Below are 18,499 nucleotides of genomic sequence, written 5' to 3' on the forward strand. Positions count from 1 at the left end.
GCCGCCACGACGACGGCGGGCCCGTCCCACTGTGGGGAACGGGCCCGGCCGAGCCGTGCGTGTGCCGCGATGCCGCGGCCTCGCGCGTGTGTGACCTCGCTCAGCCGGCGAGGATCGCGCGCGCCAGCTTCGCGGTCTCGGTCGGCGTCTTGCCGACCTTGACGCCGGCGGCCTCGAGGGCCTCCTTCTTCGCGGCGGCCGTGCCGGAGGAACCGGAGACGATGGCGCCGGCGTGGCCCATGGTCTTGCCCTCGGGCGCGGTGAAGCCCGCGACGTAGCCGACGACCGGCTTCTTCACGTTCTCCTTGATGAAGGCCGCGGCCCGCTCCTCGGCGTCGCCGCCGATCTCACCGATCATCACGATCAGGTCGGTGTCGGGGTCGGCCTCGAACGCGGCGAGCGCGTCGATGTGCGTGGTGCCGATGATCGGGTCGCCACCGATGCCGACGGCGGAGGAGAAGCCGATGTCCCGCAGCTCGTACATCATCTGGTACGTCAGCGTGCCGGACTTCGACACCAGGCCGATGCGGCCGGGCTTGGTGATGTCGCCCGGGATGATGCCGGCGTTCGACTGGCCGGGGCTGATCAGACCCGGGCAGTTCGGGCCGATGATCCGGGTCTTGTTGCCCTTCTGCACGGCGTACGCGTAGAACGCGGCGGAGTCGTGCACCGCGATGCCCTCGGTGATGACGACCGCGAGCGGGATCTCGGCGTCGATGGCCTCGACGACGGCGGCCTTGGCGAAGGCCGGCGGCACGAAGAGCACGGACACGTTGGCGCCCGTCTTCTCCATCGCCTCGGCGACGGTGCCGAAGACCGGGATCTCGTTGCCGTCGATGTCGACGGACGTGCCCGCCTTGCGCGGGTTCACGCCACCGACGATGTTCGTGCCGTCGGCCAGCATGAGCTTGGTGTGCTTCATGCCCGTGGCACCGGTCATGCCCTGGACGATGACCTTGCTGTCCTTGTTGAGGAAGATAGCCATGGCTGTGGTGTCCCTGGTCCCTTACTTCGCGGCCGCGAGCTCGGCGGCCTTGTCGGCCGCGCCGTCCATGGTGTCCACGCGCTGCACGAGCGGGTGGTTGGCGTCGGAGAGGATCTTGCGACCCAGCTCGGCGTTGTTGCCGTCGAGGCGGACGACGAGGGGCTTGGTGACGTCCTCGCCCTTGTCCTTGAGCAGCTGCAGCGCCTGCACGATGCCGTTGGCGACCTCGTCGCAGGCGGTGATGCCGCCGAAGACGTTGACGAAGACGGACTTGACGTCCGGGTCGCCGAGAATGATCTCCAGGCCGTTGGCCATGACGTCGGCGGAGGCGCCACCGCCGATGTCGAGGAAGTTGGCGGGCTTGACGCCACCGTGCGCCTCACCGGCGTAGGCGACGACGTCCAGGGTGCTCATGACGAGACCCGCGCCGTTGCCGATGATGCCGACCTCGCCGTCGAGCTTGACGTAGTTGAGGTTCTTCTCCTTGGCGGCGGCCTCGAGGGGGTTGGCCGCGGCCTTGTCCTGGAGGGCCTCGTGCTCCGGCTGGCGGAACTCGGCGTTGTCGTCCAGGGAGACCTTGCCGTCGAGGGCGATGACATCACCGGAGGCGACCTTGGCCAGCGGGTTGACCTCGACGAGGAGCGCGTCCTCGGCGACGAAGGTCTTCCACAGGGTGACCAGGACGTCGACGACCTTGTCCGCGACGTCGGCCGGGAACTTCGCGGCCTCGACGATCTCGCGGGCCTTGGCCGGGGTCACACCCTCGTTGGCGTCGATCGGCGTCTTGGCGACGGCCTCCGGACGGCTGGCCGCGACCTCCTCGATCTCCATGCCGCCCTCGACGGAGGCGATGGAGAGGAAGGTGCGGTTGGCACGGTCGAGGAGGAAGGAGACGTAGTACTCCTCCAGGATCTCGGGGGCCGTCTCGGCGATCATCACCTTGTGGACCGTGTGGCCCTTGATGTCCATGCCGAGGATGTTGGTCGCGTGCTCGACCGCCTCGTCGGGAGTGGCGGCGAGCTTGACACCGCCTGCCTTGCCGCGGCCACCGACCTTCACCTGGGCCTTGACGACGGACTTGCCACCGAGACGCTCAGTGGCTGCGCGGGCCGCCTCAGGCGTGTCGATGACTTCACCGGCCAGCACCGGTACATCGTGCTTGGCGAAGAGGTCCCTCGCCTGGTACTCGAACAGGTCCACGCGCTTCCGTCCCTATCAGTGATCTCGCGGTTCGTTGGATGCGTGGGCGTGCCGCGAAGGGCAACGTGACGTCCGCTCTGTCACAAGGGAGGCGCACACGGTGTCCGAGCGCGCGGCATGTCCGTCTCGCAGGTTATCCCCGCCGGGGTGACCTCTCTAAATCGCGGGTCACACGTGAGCGGTGATACCTGTCACATGATGCCGCCCTCCCTGGCACGGCGTGCCTCGGGTGAGGGGCCTCACCGGGCTGGGGTTGACCCGGTGAGGCCCTTTCGAACAACCCGGGAGGGCGGGGATGCCCTGGTCCCGGGGTTGCGGGGTGGACCGGCCCCCACCCCAATGGGGGCCGGCCGCCCCTCCGCGGAGTTGCGGCCGGACGAGCCGACGGCTTTCGGCTGTCCGGGGTCCTGATGCCCCGCGGAGTCCTTTGTTACCCGCGAGTCAGAAGCGGGTGGGGAGCGGGGTGCGCGGCGCGGTGCGAGGGCTGGGCGGTCCGGGACGGTTTCTGCGCGTTTCTGCCGACGGCTCGCGCCGTGCGTGCGGCGCGGGCAGGCCGTGCCCCGGGCAGGCGGACCCTGCCGACCCCCTCGCGCTCATGCGTCGCCGCCGCGCGGGGGTGCCGTCCTAGGCGGGTGAGACCGGCACGTCCCGGCAGCGGTCCTGTGTCCCGGTCGCCTCGGCGCGCAGGGCGGGGCCGGGTACGAGATGGGGCACGGGCCGGTGGAACGCGGGGACGGCGCTCGCGTCACCGTGACGCTGCGTGCCGGCGTCCGCGGCCGAGCCGCTGCCCATGGTGCCGTCCGCCGGGTTGTCGGCGGGGGCGTGCGGGGCGAGGGGCCGCCCGGCGGTCACGCCGCCCGGGGCGGGGGTGCCGTGCCCGTGGCCGCCCTGGTATCCCCCGGCACCGGACGGCACGCCGCCGATACCGGTGAGGGCCGGACCGTGGGGGGTGGCAGGGGCCGGCCCGTCCGAGGGGGTGGCGGCATTGGCAGCGGGTCCGTCGGGCGCGTCGGGCGACGGGGCGGACGGCTGATCCGTGCCGGGGACGATGAGCTCGGGAAGGATGTGCACCGGGGCGCCGCCGGGCAATCCCGGGAGCCCCGAGTCGGGCAGCAGGGGCAGATCGGGAAGCACTCCCGGTACGTCACCCGGCATCCCGGACGCCCCCACGATCCCGACGACCGTCTCCGCCAACACCCGAACCAGGCCGGCCCCCTCACCGACACGCGAACGGATCGTGTCCCCGACCCCCGCGTCGACACCCCCCAGATGCAAACGCACCGAACCGACGGCCCCGGAACGCGAACGGTCCGCGTCCCCGACCTCCAGACGCGAACGGATCGCCTCACCGGCGTCCGAGCGTGAGCGAATCGCGTCACCGATCTCCGAACGCCGACCGATCACGTCAGCAGCCCCCAGACGCGAACGGTCCGAGCCGACGATCCCAGAACGCGAACGGCCCCCTCACCGGCCCCCGGACGCGAACGGATCGCCTCACCGGCCCCCGGACGCCGCCCCATCACGTCAGCAGCCCCCAGACGCAGACGCGCCGAGCCGACGATCCCAGAACGCGAACGGCCCCCCTCACCGGCCCCCGGACGCGAACGGATCGCCTCACCGGCCCCCGGACGCCGCCCCATCACGTCGCCGGTCTCCGGACGCGGGCGGCTCGCGTCGCCGGTCTCCGCACGCTGGCCGATTGCGTCGGCAACCCCCAGGCGCAGGCGGATCGGGCCGGTGGTCTCCGGACGCGGGCGGACAACGTCACCGGCGTCCAAGCGCGAGCGGATCGCGGCATCGGTCTCCGGACGCGGGCGGATCGATTCGGCAGCGTCCGGAGCCGGTGCCGTGAGGGTGTCGACGAGCCGCCCGGCGGTGTTCGCGCCGGCCGCGACCGGGGCCGCCGCGGAAGGGTACTCGCGGGCCGGCGTGCCGTCCGCCGCCTGCGCCCGCTCCCCGCACAGCACGCCGAGCACGAACACCGCGCCCACCAGCAGCGCCAGTTGGACCGCACGCCGTCCGGCCGCCACGCGCATCGCGCGCAGAGCGGCACCGGGCACGGCGGGGGACCAGGTCAAGGCGGGATTCCTCCCGGACGGCGAGGACACGCGTGGGAACGCGGCAACGGCCCACATGCGAACGGCGCCGATCCTCGCACGCCCCTCCCGAGGTCGCGCAAGCCCTCCGTAACCGATGGGTTGTCATGTCCGTTTTTACCGGCCCGAGTCCGTCCCCGTCACCCCGCGTCCGGTATCGGCAGCGGCCGCTTCTCGATCGCCGCCGCCATCACCTCCGGGAACAGATCGGGCGTGCAGGCGAACGCCGGTGCGCCCAGCGCCGCGAGCGCCGCCGCATGGTCCCCGTCGTAGGCGGGCGCCCCCTCGTCGGACAGCGCGAGCAGCGTCACGAACCGGACCCCCGACGCCTGCATCGCCGCCACCCGCTTGAGCATCTCGTCGCGTATCCCCCCTTCGTAGAGGTCGCTGACCAGCACCACGACCGTCTCCGCCGGGCGGGTGATCTGCGACTGGCAGTACGCGAGCGCCCGGTTGATGTCCGTGCCGCCGCCGAGCCGGGTGCCGAAGAGCACGTCGACGGGGTCGTCGAGCCGGTCGGTGAGGTCGACGACCGTCGTGTCGAACACGACCAGCCGCGTGTCGAGCGACCGCATCGACGCGAGCACCGCCGCGAACACCGACGCGTACACCACGGACGACGCCATCGACCCGGACTGGTCCACGCAGAGGACGACGTCCTTCTTCACCGACCGCGAGGCGTGCCCGTAGCCGATGAGCCGCTCGGGCACGACCGTCCGGTGCTCGGGAAGGTAGTGCTTGAGGTTGGCCGCGATCGTGCGGTTCCAGTCGATGTCGTGGTGGCGGGGCCGGCTGACCCGGGCGCTGCGGTCCAGGGCGCCGGTGAGGGCGGCCCGGGTACGGGTGGCGAGCCGCTGCTCCAGGTCCTCGACGACCTTGCGCACGACGGCCCGCGCCGTCTCCTTCGTGGTGTCCGGCATGGCCTTGTGGAGCGACAGCAGCGTGCCGACGAGGTGGACGTCGGCCTCGACCGCCTCCAGCATCTCCGGTTCGAGCAGCAGAGTGGCGAGCCCGAGCCGGTCGATGGCGTCACGCTGCATGACCCGGACGACGGAAGAGGGGAAGTAGGTCCGGATGTCCCCGAGCCAGCGGGCCACCGAGGGCGCCGACGCGCCGAGCCCCGCCGAACGGTCCCGCCCCGTCCGCGGCCCGTCCTCCTTTCCGTACAGGGCGGTGAGCGCCCCGTCCATCGCGGCGTCCCGCCCGGACAGGGCGTGGCCGGTCCCGTCGGCCGTGTCCCCGCCGAGCACGAGCCGCCAGCGCCGCAGCCGCTCGTCCGCCGAGTCCGCTGCCGGGACCGCGGTGGCCGTGTCCCCCGGTGGCCGTGTGTCCGTCATCGCGTCACCCCCGCCGGTGCGGCGTCCACCGTCTCCTCGTTCCCGTGCGGGCCCAGCAGCAGCCGGACGACCGGCAGCATGGCGTCCGCGCGCGTGGGGTCGAGGCCGGGCCCGAAGCCGGGCGGGCCGGTGAGCGCGACCGCGCCGCCTCGGGTCCCCGGCCCGCGCCGGACCAGCTCGCCGAGGGTGCGGCGCACGCCTGTCCCGTAGGCCGAGAACGTCCGCCGCAGCAGCGGCAGCACATCGGTGAACGCCTCCGCCGGTACGCCCGTCAGCCACGCGTCGACCAACCCCAGCAGCCGCTCGTCGTGGACCAGCAGCAGTCCCCCGCCGGAGCCGCCGACGAACCCCTCGATCCACGCGGCCGCGTCCGCCGGCGGTGTGCCCGGCGACAGCACGAGCCCCATGAGCCGCGCCACCTCGTCCCGCGCCAGTCCCCCGTCGTCCAGCAGCAGCCGCACGGCGCGGCCCCGTACGACCCCGGCCACGGTGTCCCGGGCGGACAGGGTGCGCAGCACCGACTGCCAGCGCGCGCGCAGTCCCGCGTGGCCCGGTGCGGGGGCGTCGCCGAGGAGGCCCATCGCGCCGTGCACGGCGTCGACATGGCCGCGCATCTCCTCGGCGGCGTCGGCGTCCAGTGCGGCGCAGGCCGGGGGCAGTCCGACGAAGACCCGCTCGGCCATTCCGGCGGCGACCCCGGCCAGCGACGCGGTGTCCGTGCCCCGGACGTCGCCGTAGCGCAGGGAGCGGACCAGGGCGGGCAGCGCCTGGGCGAGGTGGCCGACGTCGGTGTCCAGGGCCGCACGGTCGGCCAGCATCCGCAGCACCGTGGGCAGCGCCTCGGACAGGCCGGCCCGCAGACAGCGCTCGGCGAGCCCGGTGACCTCGGCGAGGCTCCGCGCGGCGACGGCGTCCGCCCCGGCCTTGGCGGTCGCGGCGGCGAGGACCGTCGTTCCCCACACCCCGGCCTCGGCGACCCGCACGGACAGCTCCGGCTCCCAGCGCAGCCGCCACGTCTCACGGAACGTCCCCGTGCCGGCGCGCGACTCGGCGGGTTCGCCCCAGCCGATGCCGAGCAGCCGCAGCCGGTGCAGCAGCCGGCTGCGCTCCGCGTCGGTCTCCTTGCGCAGGTCGAGCTCCAGCTCCCGCCCGGCCGCCTCCGGTCGCAGCCGCAGCCGGCGCTGGATCCGCGTGAGGTCGCGCTGCAGCGGGACGGCGGGCGCGGCGGCCGGTACCTCCCCGAGGACGTCGCCGACGACCAGCCGGTCGTGCACCAGTGCCAGCGGCACGTCCGAGCCCTCGCACAGCACCGACCGCGCCGCGTCGGTCGTCTCGCTCAGCCCGGGCAGCGGCCGTCCGCGCAGCGCCGCGAGGGTCTCCGCCAGCCGCACGGCCTCGATGACGTGCGCCGACGACACACTCATGTCCTCGGCCCGCAGCAGCCGCGCCACCTTGGTCAGCCACCGTTCCACCGGCCGGTCGGGGGCGTCGAACAGATGCTCGTACCAGCCGGGGGAGTCGATGCCCGCGCCGTAGCCGCTCGCCCGGGAGAGCCTGCGGTGGGTCCAGGGCACCCAGGTCATGTCCGTCCTCACCCTGGGCAGCCCCTTCAGCAGGGCGCGGTCGGCGGCGACGGTGGTCCGCCGCCGGAGCGCGGGCACGTGCCAGGCCCCGCACACCACGGCCACGCCGTCCCCGCACTCCCGGCGCGCCGCGCGGATCCGCAGCCGCATATGGGCCTCGCGCACCTCGTCCCGCTCGTGTCCCCCGCTGCCGTACTCCTCCCGGAGCGCGGTCATGGCCTCCTCGAGCGCGGTGAAGGGCGCGACCGGGTCCCCCTTACCGACGCCCCGGTGCTCGACGACGTCCTCCCACCACCGCTCGGCGTCGTCGTACCCGGCGGTCTGGGCCAGCACCCCCAGCGGATCGACCCGCACGTCGGTGCCCGCCGGGTCGCTCCCACCGGCCGCGGGTGCGGTGCCGCCGTCCTCGCCGTCGCCCTCCTCGTCCCGCTGCCGGGCCAGGGTGTGGGCGGCGGGCAGGTCGATGAAGCGGGCCGGGACGCCGTGCTCCAGCGCCCAGCGGATCGCGGTCCACTCCGGGGAGAACCCGGCCAGCGGCCAGAAGGCCGAACGGCCGGGCTCGTCCACCGCGTGGGCGAGCAGCGCGACCGGCGGCCGCATGTCCTCCTCGGCGGCGAGCGGGATCAGCGCGTCCGCCTCGGGCGGGCCCTCGATCAGCACCACGTCCGGACGGGCCTCGTCGAGGGCGGCGCGCACCGCCCGCGCCGACCCGGGGCCGTGGTGCCGCACCCCGAGCAGCAGCGGTGCGGCGGCGTCCCCGCTGCCGTGGCTCATGCGCCGGCCTCCCGGCAGGCCCGGTAGAAGTCCTGCCAGCCGTCGCGCTCGCGGACGACGGTCTCCAGGTACTCCTGCCAGACGACGCGGTCCGCCGCCGGGTCGCGGACGACCGCGCCGAGGACGCCCGCGGCGACGTCCCCGGCCCGCAGCACGCCGTCGCCGAAGTGGGCGGCAAGGGCCAGCCCGCCCGTGACGACGGAGATCGCCTCGGCGGTCGAGAGCGTGCCGCTGGGCGACTTGAGCTTCGTCCGCCCGTCGGCCGTGACCCCGTCGCGCAGTTCGCGGAAGACGGTGACGACCCGGCGGATCTCGTCGATGCCGTCGGGCACGGCCGGCAGGTCGAGGGAGCGGCCGATCTGGCCGACCCGGCGCGCGACGATGCCGACCTCCGCCTCGGCGGTCTCCGGGAGCGGCAGCACCACGGTGTTGAACCTGCGGCGCAGGGCGCTGGACAGCTCGTTGACCCCGCGGTCGCGGTCGTTGGCCGTGGCGATCAGGTTGAATCCGCGGACCGCCTGCACCTCCTCGCCCAGTTCGGGTATCGGCAGCGTCTTCTCCGACAGGATCGTGATCAGCGAGTCCTGGACGTCGGCCGGGATGCGGGTCAGCTCCTCGACGCGGACCGTCGTGCCGTCCGCCATCGCCCGCATCACCGGGCTGGGCACGAGGGCGTCGCGGCTGGGGCCGTGGGCGAGCAGCCGGGCGTAGTTCCAGCCGTAGCGGATCGCCTCCTCCGGTGTGCCGGCCGTGCCCTGCACCAGCAGCGTCGAGTCGCCGCTGACCGCGGCGGCCAGGTGCTCGGAGACCCAGGTCTTCGCCGTGCCGGGCACGCCGAGTAGCAGCAGGGCGCGGTCAGTGGCGAGAGTGGTCACCGCGACCTCGACGATCCGGCGCGGGCCCACGTACTTGGGTGTGATCACCGTGCCGTCCGGCAGCGTGCCGCCGAGCAGATACGTCGCGACGGCCCACGGCGACAGCCGCCAGCGGGCGGGACGCGGCCGGTCGTCCCGCGCCGCCAGCGCGGCGAGTTCGGCCGCGAAGGCGTCCTCGGCGTGCGGCCGCAGCGTCTCCGGACGCGCCGGTGCGGTGCCGGATGTGTGCGCGGGCACGGAGTCGTACCGGCCCGGTTCGACGGGCGTCGGTCCCACAGACACAGTCATGGCTGAGTCCCCCTCCAGCTCGGCCGGTTCGGATCTGTCACCCACCGTGCACCACGCCACTGACAATCGCCCCGACCTGCGCACATGGGCTCCGCGGGCCGATTGTCAGTGCCGGGATCTACTTTCGGTGGCATGACTGTGCAGGGGGTTGGCCGGAGTGCGGAGCAGGGGCCGGCACCGGCGCCTGACGCCGCGTCACGCCGGACGGGCGGCGAACCCGGCGTGGCCGGGCGGTGGTCGGGGACCGGCCGGTCCGGGGAGGGGACGGTGTGGGGGCTGTGCGAGGACGGCGGGGGCGCGCCGTACCGGACGGTCGTCGACGTGACAGACCCGTCCGCGCCCGTGTACGCGTGCAGTTGCCCGGACCGTACGTCCCCGTGCGCGCACGCGCTCGGTCTGCTGGAGCTCCGGGCGGGCGGTGAGCAGGCGCTGCCGCGGGCGCGGGTGCCGGAGTGGGCCGGGCGGTGGCTCGCGGACGGGCGGGCACACGGCGGGCCGGCCGGGGACGGCGCGGGCGCGCCGCCGGGGACGGCGGATCCGGAGGCGGCGCGGCGCAGGGCGGAGCGCCGGGCCGAGCGGATCACCGCGGGTGCGTCGGAGCTGGAGCGGCGCCTGGCCGACCTGCTCCGCGGCGGTCTGGCAGCGGCCGAGCAGTCCGGGCACGGCCTGTGGGAGGAGACCGCGGCCCGCATGGTGGACGCCCAGGCGCCGGGGCTGGCCGCCCGGGTGCGGGAGCTGGCGGCGCTCCCGGACACCGGGCCGGGCCGGCCGGTGCGGCTGCTGGAGGAGTGCGCGCTGCTGCATCTCCTGGCCCGGGGCTGGCTGCGCCGGGAGGAGCTGCCGGAAGGGCTCGCCGCGACGGTCCGCTCCCGTATCGGCCTGCCCGCTGCGGCGGACGGCCCGCCGGTGCGGGACGACTGGCTGGTCCTCGCTCGGTACGACACGGCGGACAGCCGGCTGACCACCCGCCGGACCTGGCTGTACGGCACCGGCTCGGGGCGCACGGCGCTGCTCCTGACCTACGGGGCGGCCGGCCGCCCCCCGGAGCCGGCGCTGCCGGTCGGGCTGGCCCTGGACGCGGAGGTGTCCGCCCATCCGGGCCCGGGCCAGGTGCGGGTGGCCCTGGGGGAACGGTTCGCGCCGCCCGCGCCGACACCGGTCCGGCCGCCGGGCACGACGCCGGGCCTGGCGGTCGCCCGCTACGGCGAGGCGCTGCGCGACGACCCGTGGCTGGAGTCGGTGCCGGTGACGCTGGAGCGGGTGATACCGGTCCCGGACGGTGACCGCTGGCAGCTGGCCGACGCCGACGGGGACGCGGCCCTGCCGCTCACCCCGGCCGCGCGGTCGCGTCCCGGTCTGTGGCGCCTGGTGGCCCTGTCGGGCGGCGCCCCGGTCAGGGTCTTCGGCGAGTGCGGCCACCGGGGCTTCACTCCGTTGGCGGCATGGCCCGAGGGGCCCGGGGAGGCGGTGGAGCTGTACTGAGCCCCGCGCCCGATCCCGTACCACCCGCCCCTGGAATCTTTCGGGCACCACTGGACACTCGGTGCACCTGAGGCGTCGCCGAACCGGGACACCCGTCGGAAGGAAGCTCATGAGCAGGACGACCGCCGCCGTGGAGGCGCCCCTCCCGGACGACTGGGAGGAGCTGGTCACCGCGGCCCTGCTGGGCACGGACCGGCGCACCCCGGCGGGTGTCGCGCCCGGTCCGCAGGCGCCGTCCGCGCTGCTGGACGCGGCGGCCGCGGCAACCGTGCGGCGGCGGGCGGGGCTGCTGCCCGCGCGGGCCGCCGAGCGTCCGCGGCCCGCCCCGGCGGACCCGCGCCCCGCGCTGCCGCCCGCCGCGGCGCGCAGGCTCGCGATGCTGCTCGCCGACCGCCCGGCCTCCTCCGGCGGCGGCCGCCGGGGCGCCGCCCCGGATCTCATGGAGCTGCTCCCGCAGTGGCTGGCCGCGGCGAACGACCGCGGTTTCGCGCCGCCGCCCGCGCTGCTGCCCGCCCTCCTCGACGCCGCCCGGGGACGTACGGACCTGCGTCCGGCGGCGCTGCGGTTCGCCGGTCCGCGCGCCCTGTGGCTGGCCCGGCTCAACCCGGACTGGCGGTTCGCACTGCGCTCCGCGCCGGGCGGCGCGTCCGGGGCCGGCCCGCTCGACCCGGACGGCATACGGCGCCTGTGGCAGGAGGGCCTCTTCGCCGAGCGGGTCGCCCTCCTCGGCGCCCTGCGCTTCCGCGAGCCCGGCGCCGCCCGTGTCCTCCTCGAGTCGACCTGGGCCACGGAGCGCGCCGAGGACCGGCTGATGTTCCTGGACTCGCTGCGCACCGGTCTGGCCCCGGACGACGAACCCTTCCTGGAGCGGGCCCTGGGCGACCGCAGCCGCACGGTGCGGGCGACGGCGGCGGAGCTGCTCTCGGCGCTGCCCGGCTCGGCTCTGGCGCGGCGCATGGCGGTCAGAGCCGCCGCGTGTGTGGCCGTGGACCACACACGGGACGTACCGACGATCGCCGTCGAGGCGCCGCACGAGTGCGACGCGGACATGGAGCGCGACGGCGTGGCGGCCAAGGCCCCGGCGGGCCGGGGCGAACGGTCCTGGTGGCTCGGTCAGTTGGTGGAGGCGGCCCCGCTGGACACCTGGTCGCGGCGGCTCGGCGGGCGCAACCCCCAAGAGATCGTGGCCCTGCCCGTCGCGGACGGCTGGCGGGACGAACTGCACGGCGCCTGGTGCCGGGCGGCGGTGCGGCAGCGGGACGCGGCGTGGGCCCGGGCGCTGCTCGGGAACCCCTCGGCGCCCGAGGCGGGCGGCCCCGGGGCGGTGTCCCTGGCCGAGCGGGCCGGGCTGCTCGGCACGCTGGACGCCGCCGACCGGGCCGAGTGGGTGGCCGGGTTCATCGGGACGCACGGCCTGTCCGAGGCGTTCCAGCTGCTCGGCGTGTGTGCCGTGCCCTGGGCGGCGCCGGTCGGACGGGCCGTGGTCGACGCGCTCGACATCGCGCGGGACGCAGGGAGCTATCCATGGAGTTTCAGCGGAGTCATGGGCCTGGCCGAACGCTGCCTGGACCCGTCCGAGGCCGGCCGCCTCGACGCGCTCCTGGCGGCGCCGGACGAGCCGGAGAACGCGTCACCGGGCGCCGGGGGCTACTGGTCGGAGGCCTTCCAGCGCCTGGTCACCACCCTGCGTCTGCGCGCGGCCATGCTGGCGGAACTGACCCCGCCCGCCCCTTGACCGTCCCCGGCCGGGGACGGTCAAGGGGCGGCGGTAGGGCCCTACGCCTCCGCGTGCCGGCGGGTGTTGGCGCGGACCCAGTCGACGATCGACGCCGTGGTCGCGCCCGGCGTGAAGATCTCCGCCACGCCCTTCTCCTTCAGCGGCGCGATGTCCGCCTCGGGGATGATGCCGCCGCCGAAGACCAGGATGTCCGCCGCGTCCCGCTGCTCGAGCAACTCGATGACCGCCGCGAAGAGCGTGTTGTGCGCCCCGGAGAGGATGGACAGGCCGATCGCGTCGGCGTCCTCCTGGATCGCGGTGTCGACGATCTGCTCGGGGGTCTGGTGGAGCCCGGTGTAGATCACCTCCATACCGGCGTCGCGCAGCGCCCGCGCGATCACCTTGGCCCCGCGATCGTGGCCGTCGAGCCCCGGCTTGGCCACCACCACGCGGATCGGTCCGGCTGCCACACCCATCACTGCCTCCATGAAGCGACTACATCCATCCGTACCGACAAGTACCGCACACATCACACGGACGCCCCGGCCCGAACCGGTCCGAGAAGTGAACGAACGTTATCTCCAGCATCCCGCAACCGGCAGTTTCGCGGGGTGGAGGGAGGGGGAAATCACACGGTGGGACACGTTCATCGCGCAGCGTTCCCGGGCCCCGGAGCCCGCACACCGTGTGCTCGTGCGGCACATGGGCATCGGTGGGAACATGCGCATAAGGGATCCGCACCGAGGTCGGCGTTCCACCGCGCTCCCTCCTCACACCGCACCCGCGCACCGTCGACCGCTCTCGAAGCGACATCCCATGAGGGCACACGGGGGACGAGGCTGTCCTTCCGCGTGCCGACAGGAGGTCGGCCATGAAGGTCACCGAGGCAGCACTCCCCTTCCTGCCGCTCTGCCGGCGTCTTCTGCCGGCCCGGCTGGCGGATCTCTCCCTGACCCTGCTGAAGGCGACCGCCCTGGAGCTGGCGATCCTGGCGGGCCACCTCCTGCTCTATCCCGCCGGCATCATCCAGGAGCGACGCGGCTCCTCCCGCCCCGCGCTGCCGGCACCGGACGGCGCGGCACAACTGCCGACGGAGGCCAAACCCCCGGTCGTGCTGCTGCACGGCTTCATCGACAACCGCTCGGTCTTCGTCCTGCTGCGGCGCAGCCTGGCCCAGCACGGCAGGCAGCAGGTGGAGTCGCTCAACTACTCCCCGCTGACCTGCGACATCCGGATCGCCGCCGAACTGCTCGGACGGCACATCGAGCAGGTGTGCGAGCGCGCGGGCAGCCGTCAGGTGGATGTGGTCGGACACAGCCTCGGCGGGCTGATCGCCCGGTACTACGTGCAGCGGCTGGGCGGTGACAGCCGGGTGCGCACGCTCGTCACGCTCGGCACGCCGCACTCCGGAACGCGGGTCGCCCGGCTGGCCAACGCGCACCCCATCGTGCGCCAGATGCGCCCCGGCTCACCGGTGCTCGAAGAGCTCGCGCTGCCCTCACCCGGCTGCCGCACCCACTTCGTCGCCTTCTGGAGCGACCTCGACCACATCATGGATCCGCTGGACGCGGCGTGCATCGAGCACCCGGACCTCACCGCGGTGAACGTGCGGGTGAGCGGCGTCGGCCACCTCGCCCTGCCCGTGCACCCGGCCGTGGCGAGCGGCATACGGCAGGCACTGGACACGGCGCACCCCGGGGAGCCGTCCACCGGCCGCGCGAACGGCCTGACGGTGGCGTGAGGACGGCTCGGGCGCGACACGCCCGGCACCCGTCCGCACCGACCCGTGCATCACGAGCGTCCACATCCGAACAACAACGGTCCGACACGGGCGACTTACGGACGCGCCACCCCCACAACCTCGAACAGGTTTCGAACAAAGTGCCAAGACCGCGCCCGCCGTCCCCCAAAACACGGCCGAATGCCCGTTTCCTGCGCGCGTGAAACCTGGGGAAGATTGTCGTGCCCGCGTACCGCCGGGTACAGTCGCCGCACTGCTCTGGCAGCCCCTGTTGTCGAGGCGAAAGAGAAGTTGGTGAACGACCGTCACCCGTCGGGGACCATGGCCCCGGCTCCGGCTTCCGATGCCGCCTCGGCGCCCTACGCGTCGTACGGCGCCCAGGAAGCCCCGTACGGCGGCTTCACCGGCTACGGCGGCTACGACGCCACCGCTTTCGGCGCCACGCACTTCGGCACCGGCCACACCACCGGCAGCTTCGCCGCCGACCCCCTCTTCGGGGACCTCCCGGGCAGCGGCCCCGACACGGGCGCCTACGACTCCGGACAGTGGTCCACGGCCGGCCAGGACACCGGGCACCACGACGCGTACGGGGTCCAGAGCCCCGTCGGCTACGACACCGGCGGCTACGACGCGACCGCCTGGACCACCGGCCACCAGATGCCGGTGATCCCCGCGCAGGGCGCCTCGCCCGAGACGAGCGGCCAGTGGGACGCAGGCACCTGGCTCCAGCCGGACGGGTCCGGGAACGCCGGGGACGGCACCCAGCAGTGGGGCTGGGGCACCCAGATCTTCGACAGCGGCGTCCACGACGCCACGCAGTGGAACTCCGGCGGCGACACCACGGCCGCGACGTCCGGCCCGGACAGCCATGAGCAGATGTCGCAGATGTCGGAGTCCTTCGGGCAGGACGCGTACGGCGGCCCCGACACCCGCGCCGGCCAGGACGGCTACGAGCAGGGCGGGTACGACCAGGACGCCCCCGAGTCCTCCGCCGCCGACGGGCCCGCCCCGGGCGAGCCGGGGGACACCGGTGAACTGCCCGCGGTCTCCCTGCTCGACGACCAGGAGGAGATCCTCCCCGTCCCGCAGCCGCGCCCCGGTTCACGCGCCGCGTCCCGCTCCCGCCGCCGTACGCCCCCCAAGCGCTCCGCGCTGCTGACGGTGGCCGTGCCCTCCGCGTGCGTGATGGGCGTCGCCGGCATCGCCGCCGCCTCGGTGGGCGATCTGGCCGAGGACGGCGGCCAGGAGAAGACCACCGCGGCCGACGCCCAACCGGTCGCGCCGTCCGCCGCCAACGTCAAGCTGGACACCCAGCTGGAGAGCCTCGCCGCCGGCGCCGACGACTTCGCCGACCGGGCCAGCCGCACCCAGGAGCGCATCGACCTCAAGGCGCAGCAGGAGACCGAGCGCAGGCGGGCGGCGGAGGAGGCGGCCCGCAAGGAGCGGCTGCGTCCGAAGTTCGCGCTCCCGGTCGCGCGGCACGGCCTCAGCGCCTACTACGGCCAGTCCGGCATCAACTGGATGTCCGTCCACACCGGCATCGACTTCCCCGTCTCCTACGGCACCCCGGTGCTGGCCGCGACCGACGGCACGGTCCGCACGCAGTACAACTCCGCCTACGGCAACATGATGATCGTCACGGCGAAGGACGGCACGGAGACGTGGTATTGCCACCTCTCCAGCTACCAGATCCCCTCCGGTTCGACCGTGAAGGCCGGCGACCACATCGCGTTCTCCGGGAACTCGGGCAACTCGACCGGCCCGCACCTGCACTTCGAGGTGCGGCCGGGCGGCGGCTCGGCGATCGACCCGCTCTCCTGGCTGCGCAGCCACGGCCTCGACCCGTCGTAGGAACGCCCCCCGACGGGCCGTCACCCGCGGCCGCTACAGCTTCTCCACCGGCGCGTACCGCAGCAGCAGCCGCTTGGGCTTGGTGTCGCCGAAGTCGATCGTCGCCTCCGCGTTGGCCCCCGAACCCTTCACCGCGACCACGGTGCCGAGGCCGAACTGGTCGTGCGTCACCCGGTCCCCGACCGCCAGCGACACCACCGGCTTGTCCGCCGTCCGGCGGGTGGCGAAGCCGGAGGCACCCGAGGCCGACGAGCGGGAGCGGGACGACGACAGCGAGGCCGCCACCCCCGAGGCCGGACCGGAGGAGACGGGCGCGCTCGGCCCCGTCCGCTTCCACTCCACGTGGGCGGCCGGGATCTCCTCCAGGAACCGGGAGGGCGGGTTGTACGACGGCTGGCCCCACGCGCTGCGCAGGGTCGACCGGGTGAGGTACAGCCGCTCCCGCGCGCGCGTGATGCCGACGTACGCCAGGCGCCGCTCCTCCTCCAGCTCCTTGGTCTGGCCGAGGGCGCGCATGTGCGGGAAGACGCCGTCCTCCATGCCGGTCAGGAAGACGACCGGGAACTCCAGGCCCTTGGCGGTGTGCAGGGTCATCAGCGTGATGACTCCGGAGCCGTCCTCGTCCTCGTCGGGGATCTGGTCGGAGTCGGCGACCAGGGCGACCTGCTCCAGGAAGTCGGACAGGGCGACCTGCTCCCCCTCGCCTCGCTCCTGCTCGAACTCCAGGGCGACCGCCGCGAGTTCCTGGAGGTTCTCGATGCGGGTCTCGTCCTGCGGGTCGGTGGACGCCTGCAACTCGGCGAGGTAACCGGTGCGTTCCAGGATCGCCTCCAGGACCGTCGCCGGTCCCGCGCCGGACTCGACGACCGTACGGAGGTCCTCCATCAGCGTGTTGAACCGCTTCACGGCGTTCGCCGACCGGGCGGCCATCCCGTACGCCTCGTCGACGCGCTTCAGGGCCTGCGGGAAGCTGATCCGCTCGCGCTGGGCGAGGGCGTCGATCATGGCCTCCGCGCGCTCGCCGATGCCCCGCTTGGGCACGTTGAGGATGCGGCGCAGCGGCACCGAGTCCTCCGGGTTGGCCAGCACCCGCAGATAGGCCAGGACGTCCCGGACCTCCTTGCGCTCGTAGAAGCGGACCCCGCCGACCACCTTGTAGGGCAGGCCGACGCGGATGAAGATCTCCTCGAAGACACGGGACTGGGCGTTGGTGCGGTAGAAGACGGCGACATCGCCCGCCTTGGCCTCGCCCGCGTCCGTGAGGCGGTCTATCTCGTCGGCGACGAACTGCGCCTCGTCGTGCTCGGTGTCGGCGACGTAGCCGGTGATCCGCGCGCCGGAGCCGGCGTTGGTCCACAGGTTCTTCGGGCGGCGCGACTCGTTGCGCTCGATGACCGCGTTGGCCGCGCTGAGGATGGTCTGGGTGGAGCGGTAGTTCTGCTCCAGCAGGATCGTCGTCGCGTCCGGGTAGTCCTCCTCGAACTGGAGGATGTTGCGGATCGTCGCGCCGCGGAAGGCGTAGATCGACTGGTCGGCGTCGCCCACCACGCACAGCTCGGCGGGCGGCACCTCTGCCTCCGGCGGCACGTCGACGGGGTGCTCGGAGGCGCTCCCGACGAGCTCGCGGACCAGGGCGTACTGGGCGTGGTTGGTGTCCTGGTACTCGTCGACCAGGACGTGCCGGAAGCGGCGGCGGTAGTGCTCGGCGACGTCCGGGAAGGCGCGCAGCAGATTGACTGTCGTCATGATCAGGTCGTCGAAGTCGAGGGCGTTGGCCTCGCGCAGCCGCGACTGGTACAGCGCGTAGGCCTGGGCGAGGGTCTTCTCGAAACCGTCGCTCGCCTGGGCGGCGAAGTCCTCCTCGTCGATCAGCTCGTTCTTCAGGTTGCTGATCTTGGCGCTGAACGACTTCGGCGGGAAGCGCTTGGGGTCGAGGTCCAGGTCGCGGCAGACCAGGGCCATCAGCCGCTTGGAGTCGGCCGCGTCGTAGATCGAGAACGACGACGTGAAGCCGAGCTTCTTGGACTCGCGGCGCAGGATGCGCACACACGCGCTGTGGAACGTCATGACCCACATGGCGCCCGCGCGCGGGCCGACGAGCTGCTCGACGCGCTCCTTCATCTCCCCCGCGGCCTTGTTGGTGAAGGTGATCGCGAGGATCTGGCCCGGGTGGACGCCGCGCTCGGCCAGCAGGTGGGCGATGCGGTGGGTGAGCACGCGGGTCTTGCCGGAACCGGCGCCGGCCACGATGAGCAGGGGGCTGCCGGAGTGCACGACGGCGGCACGCTGGTTGTCGTTGAGCCCCTCCAGCAGCGCGGCGGTGTCGATCACCGGGCGCGGGGCGCCGTCGCGGTAGTGGGTGTCCCGGTCCGGCGGCACGTCGAACCTCCCGCCGAACAGATCGTCCGGAACGGTCTCCGGCACATGATCGTCCTCGGGCGGCGGCGGGGTTTCGTCCGCGGGGCCCCGCTGGGCCTGGAGGTCCGCCAGGAAGCTGTCGTCAAAGAGGCTGCTCATCGCTCTCCGAGTCTAGGGCGCCGCACCGACAACCCGGGGCCGCCCCGGGAACA

Annotated in this window: 13 protein-coding genes; 4 read left to right on the forward strand and 9 right to left on the reverse strand. The window is 73.8% G+C overall.

What is annotated here, in order from left to right:
• Positions 1 to 100: 100 nt before the first annotated feature.
• The 7 genes from sucD to AC5L3C_RS14200 form a co-directional block, all read right to left on the reverse strand.
• The gene (gene sucD, locus AC5L3C_RS14170) at positions 101 to 985 is read right to left on the reverse strand and encodes a succinate--CoA ligase subunit alpha (protein WP_493649318.1); all 885 of its coding nucleotides are present in this window, start codon (positions 983 to 985) and stop codon (positions 101 to 103) included.
• 21 nt (positions 986 to 1,006) lie between these two features.
• Positions 1,007 to 2,185, reverse strand: coding sequence for an ADP-forming succinate--CoA ligase subunit beta (gene sucC / locus AC5L3C_RS14175; protein ID WP_125504645.1), 1,179 nt, complete (start codon positions 2,183 to 2,185; stop codon positions 1,007 to 1,009).
• A 624-nt stretch (positions 2,186 to 2,809) separates the two neighbouring features.
• The gene (locus tag AC5L3C_RS14180; RefSeq protein ID WP_493649319.1) at positions 2,810 to 3,379 is read right to left on the reverse strand and encodes a hypothetical protein; all 570 of its coding nucleotides are present in this window, start codon (positions 3,377 to 3,379) and stop codon (positions 2,810 to 2,812) included.
• Positions 3,380 to 3,585: 206 nt separating this feature from the next.
• Positions 3,586 to 4,263 (reverse strand): hypothetical protein, encoded by a 678-nt coding sequence (locus tag AC5L3C_RS14185; protein ID WP_493649320.1) that lies wholly within the window; start codon positions 4,261 to 4,263, stop codon positions 3,586 to 3,588.
• Between the two features lie 158 nt (positions 4,264 to 4,421).
• Complete coding sequence (locus AC5L3C_RS14190) at positions 4,422 to 5,618, reverse strand: VWA domain-containing protein (protein WP_493649321.1); 1,197 nt, start codon at positions 5,616 to 5,618, stop codon at positions 4,422 to 4,424.
• Positions 5,615 to 7,975, reverse strand: coding sequence for a DUF5682 family protein (locus AC5L3C_RS14195; protein ID WP_493649322.1), 2,361 nt, complete (start codon positions 7,973 to 7,975; stop codon positions 5,615 to 5,617). The genes AC5L3C_RS14190 and AC5L3C_RS14195 overlap by 4 nt, the downstream gene beginning before the upstream one ends.
• On the reverse strand, positions 7,972 to 9,138 hold the full coding sequence (locus AC5L3C_RS14200; protein ID WP_493649323.1) for an ATP-binding protein: 1,167 nt from the start codon (positions 9,136 to 9,138) through the stop codon (positions 7,972 to 7,974). The genes AC5L3C_RS14195 and AC5L3C_RS14200 overlap by 4 nt, the downstream gene beginning before the upstream one ends.
• A 132-nt stretch (positions 9,139 to 9,270) precedes the next feature.
• Between AC5L3C_RS14200 and AC5L3C_RS14205 the strand changes: the two genes are divergently transcribed.
• Together AC5L3C_RS14205 and AC5L3C_RS14210 are read left to right on the forward strand one after the other, a co-directional pair.
• Positions 9,271 to 10,620, forward strand: a complete 1,350-nt coding sequence (locus AC5L3C_RS14205; protein WP_493649324.1) for an SWIM zinc finger family protein — start codon at positions 9,271 to 9,273, stop codon at positions 10,618 to 10,620.
• A 109-nt stretch (positions 10,621 to 10,729) separates the two neighbouring features.
• Positions 10,730 to 12,355, forward strand: coding sequence for a DUF5691 domain-containing protein (locus AC5L3C_RS14210; protein WP_493649325.1), 1,626 nt, complete (start codon positions 10,730 to 10,732; stop codon positions 12,353 to 12,355).
• Between the two features lie 41 nt (positions 12,356 to 12,396).
• Here the strand turns inward: AC5L3C_RS14210 and icmB are convergent, their stop codons facing one another.
• Positions 12,397 to 12,813, reverse strand: a complete 417-nt coding sequence (gene icmB / locus AC5L3C_RS14215) for a coenzyme B12-dependent isobutyryl CoA mutase small subunit (RefSeq protein WP_125504653.1) — start codon at positions 12,811 to 12,813, stop codon at positions 12,397 to 12,399.
• 395 nt (positions 12,814 to 13,208) lie between these two features.
• On the opposite strand from icmB, the gene AC5L3C_RS14220 reads away from it, so the two are divergent.
• Both AC5L3C_RS14220 and AC5L3C_RS14225 read left to right on the forward strand, forming a co-directional pair.
• Entirely contained in the window at positions 13,209 to 14,078 is an 870-nt protein-coding gene (locus AC5L3C_RS14220) for an esterase/lipase family protein (protein WP_493649326.1), read from the forward strand.
• A gap of 294 nt (positions 14,079 to 14,372) precedes the next feature.
• Positions 14,373 to 15,929: a M23 family metallopeptidase gene (locus AC5L3C_RS14225; protein WP_493649327.1), complete on the forward strand. Its 1,557-nt coding sequence runs from the start codon at positions 14,373 to 14,375 to the stop codon at positions 15,927 to 15,929.
• Positions 15,930 to 15,962: 33 nt separating this feature from the next.
• On the opposite strand, the gene pcrA is transcribed toward AC5L3C_RS14225, so the two are convergent.
• On the reverse strand, positions 15,963 to 18,446 hold the full coding sequence (pcrA, locus tag AC5L3C_RS14230; protein WP_493649328.1) for a DNA helicase PcrA: 2,484 nt from the start codon (positions 18,444 to 18,446) through the stop codon (positions 15,963 to 15,965).
• Between the last annotated feature and the right edge of the window lie 53 nt (positions 18,447 to 18,499).

Source organism: Streptomyces speibonae (assembly GCF_984686075.1).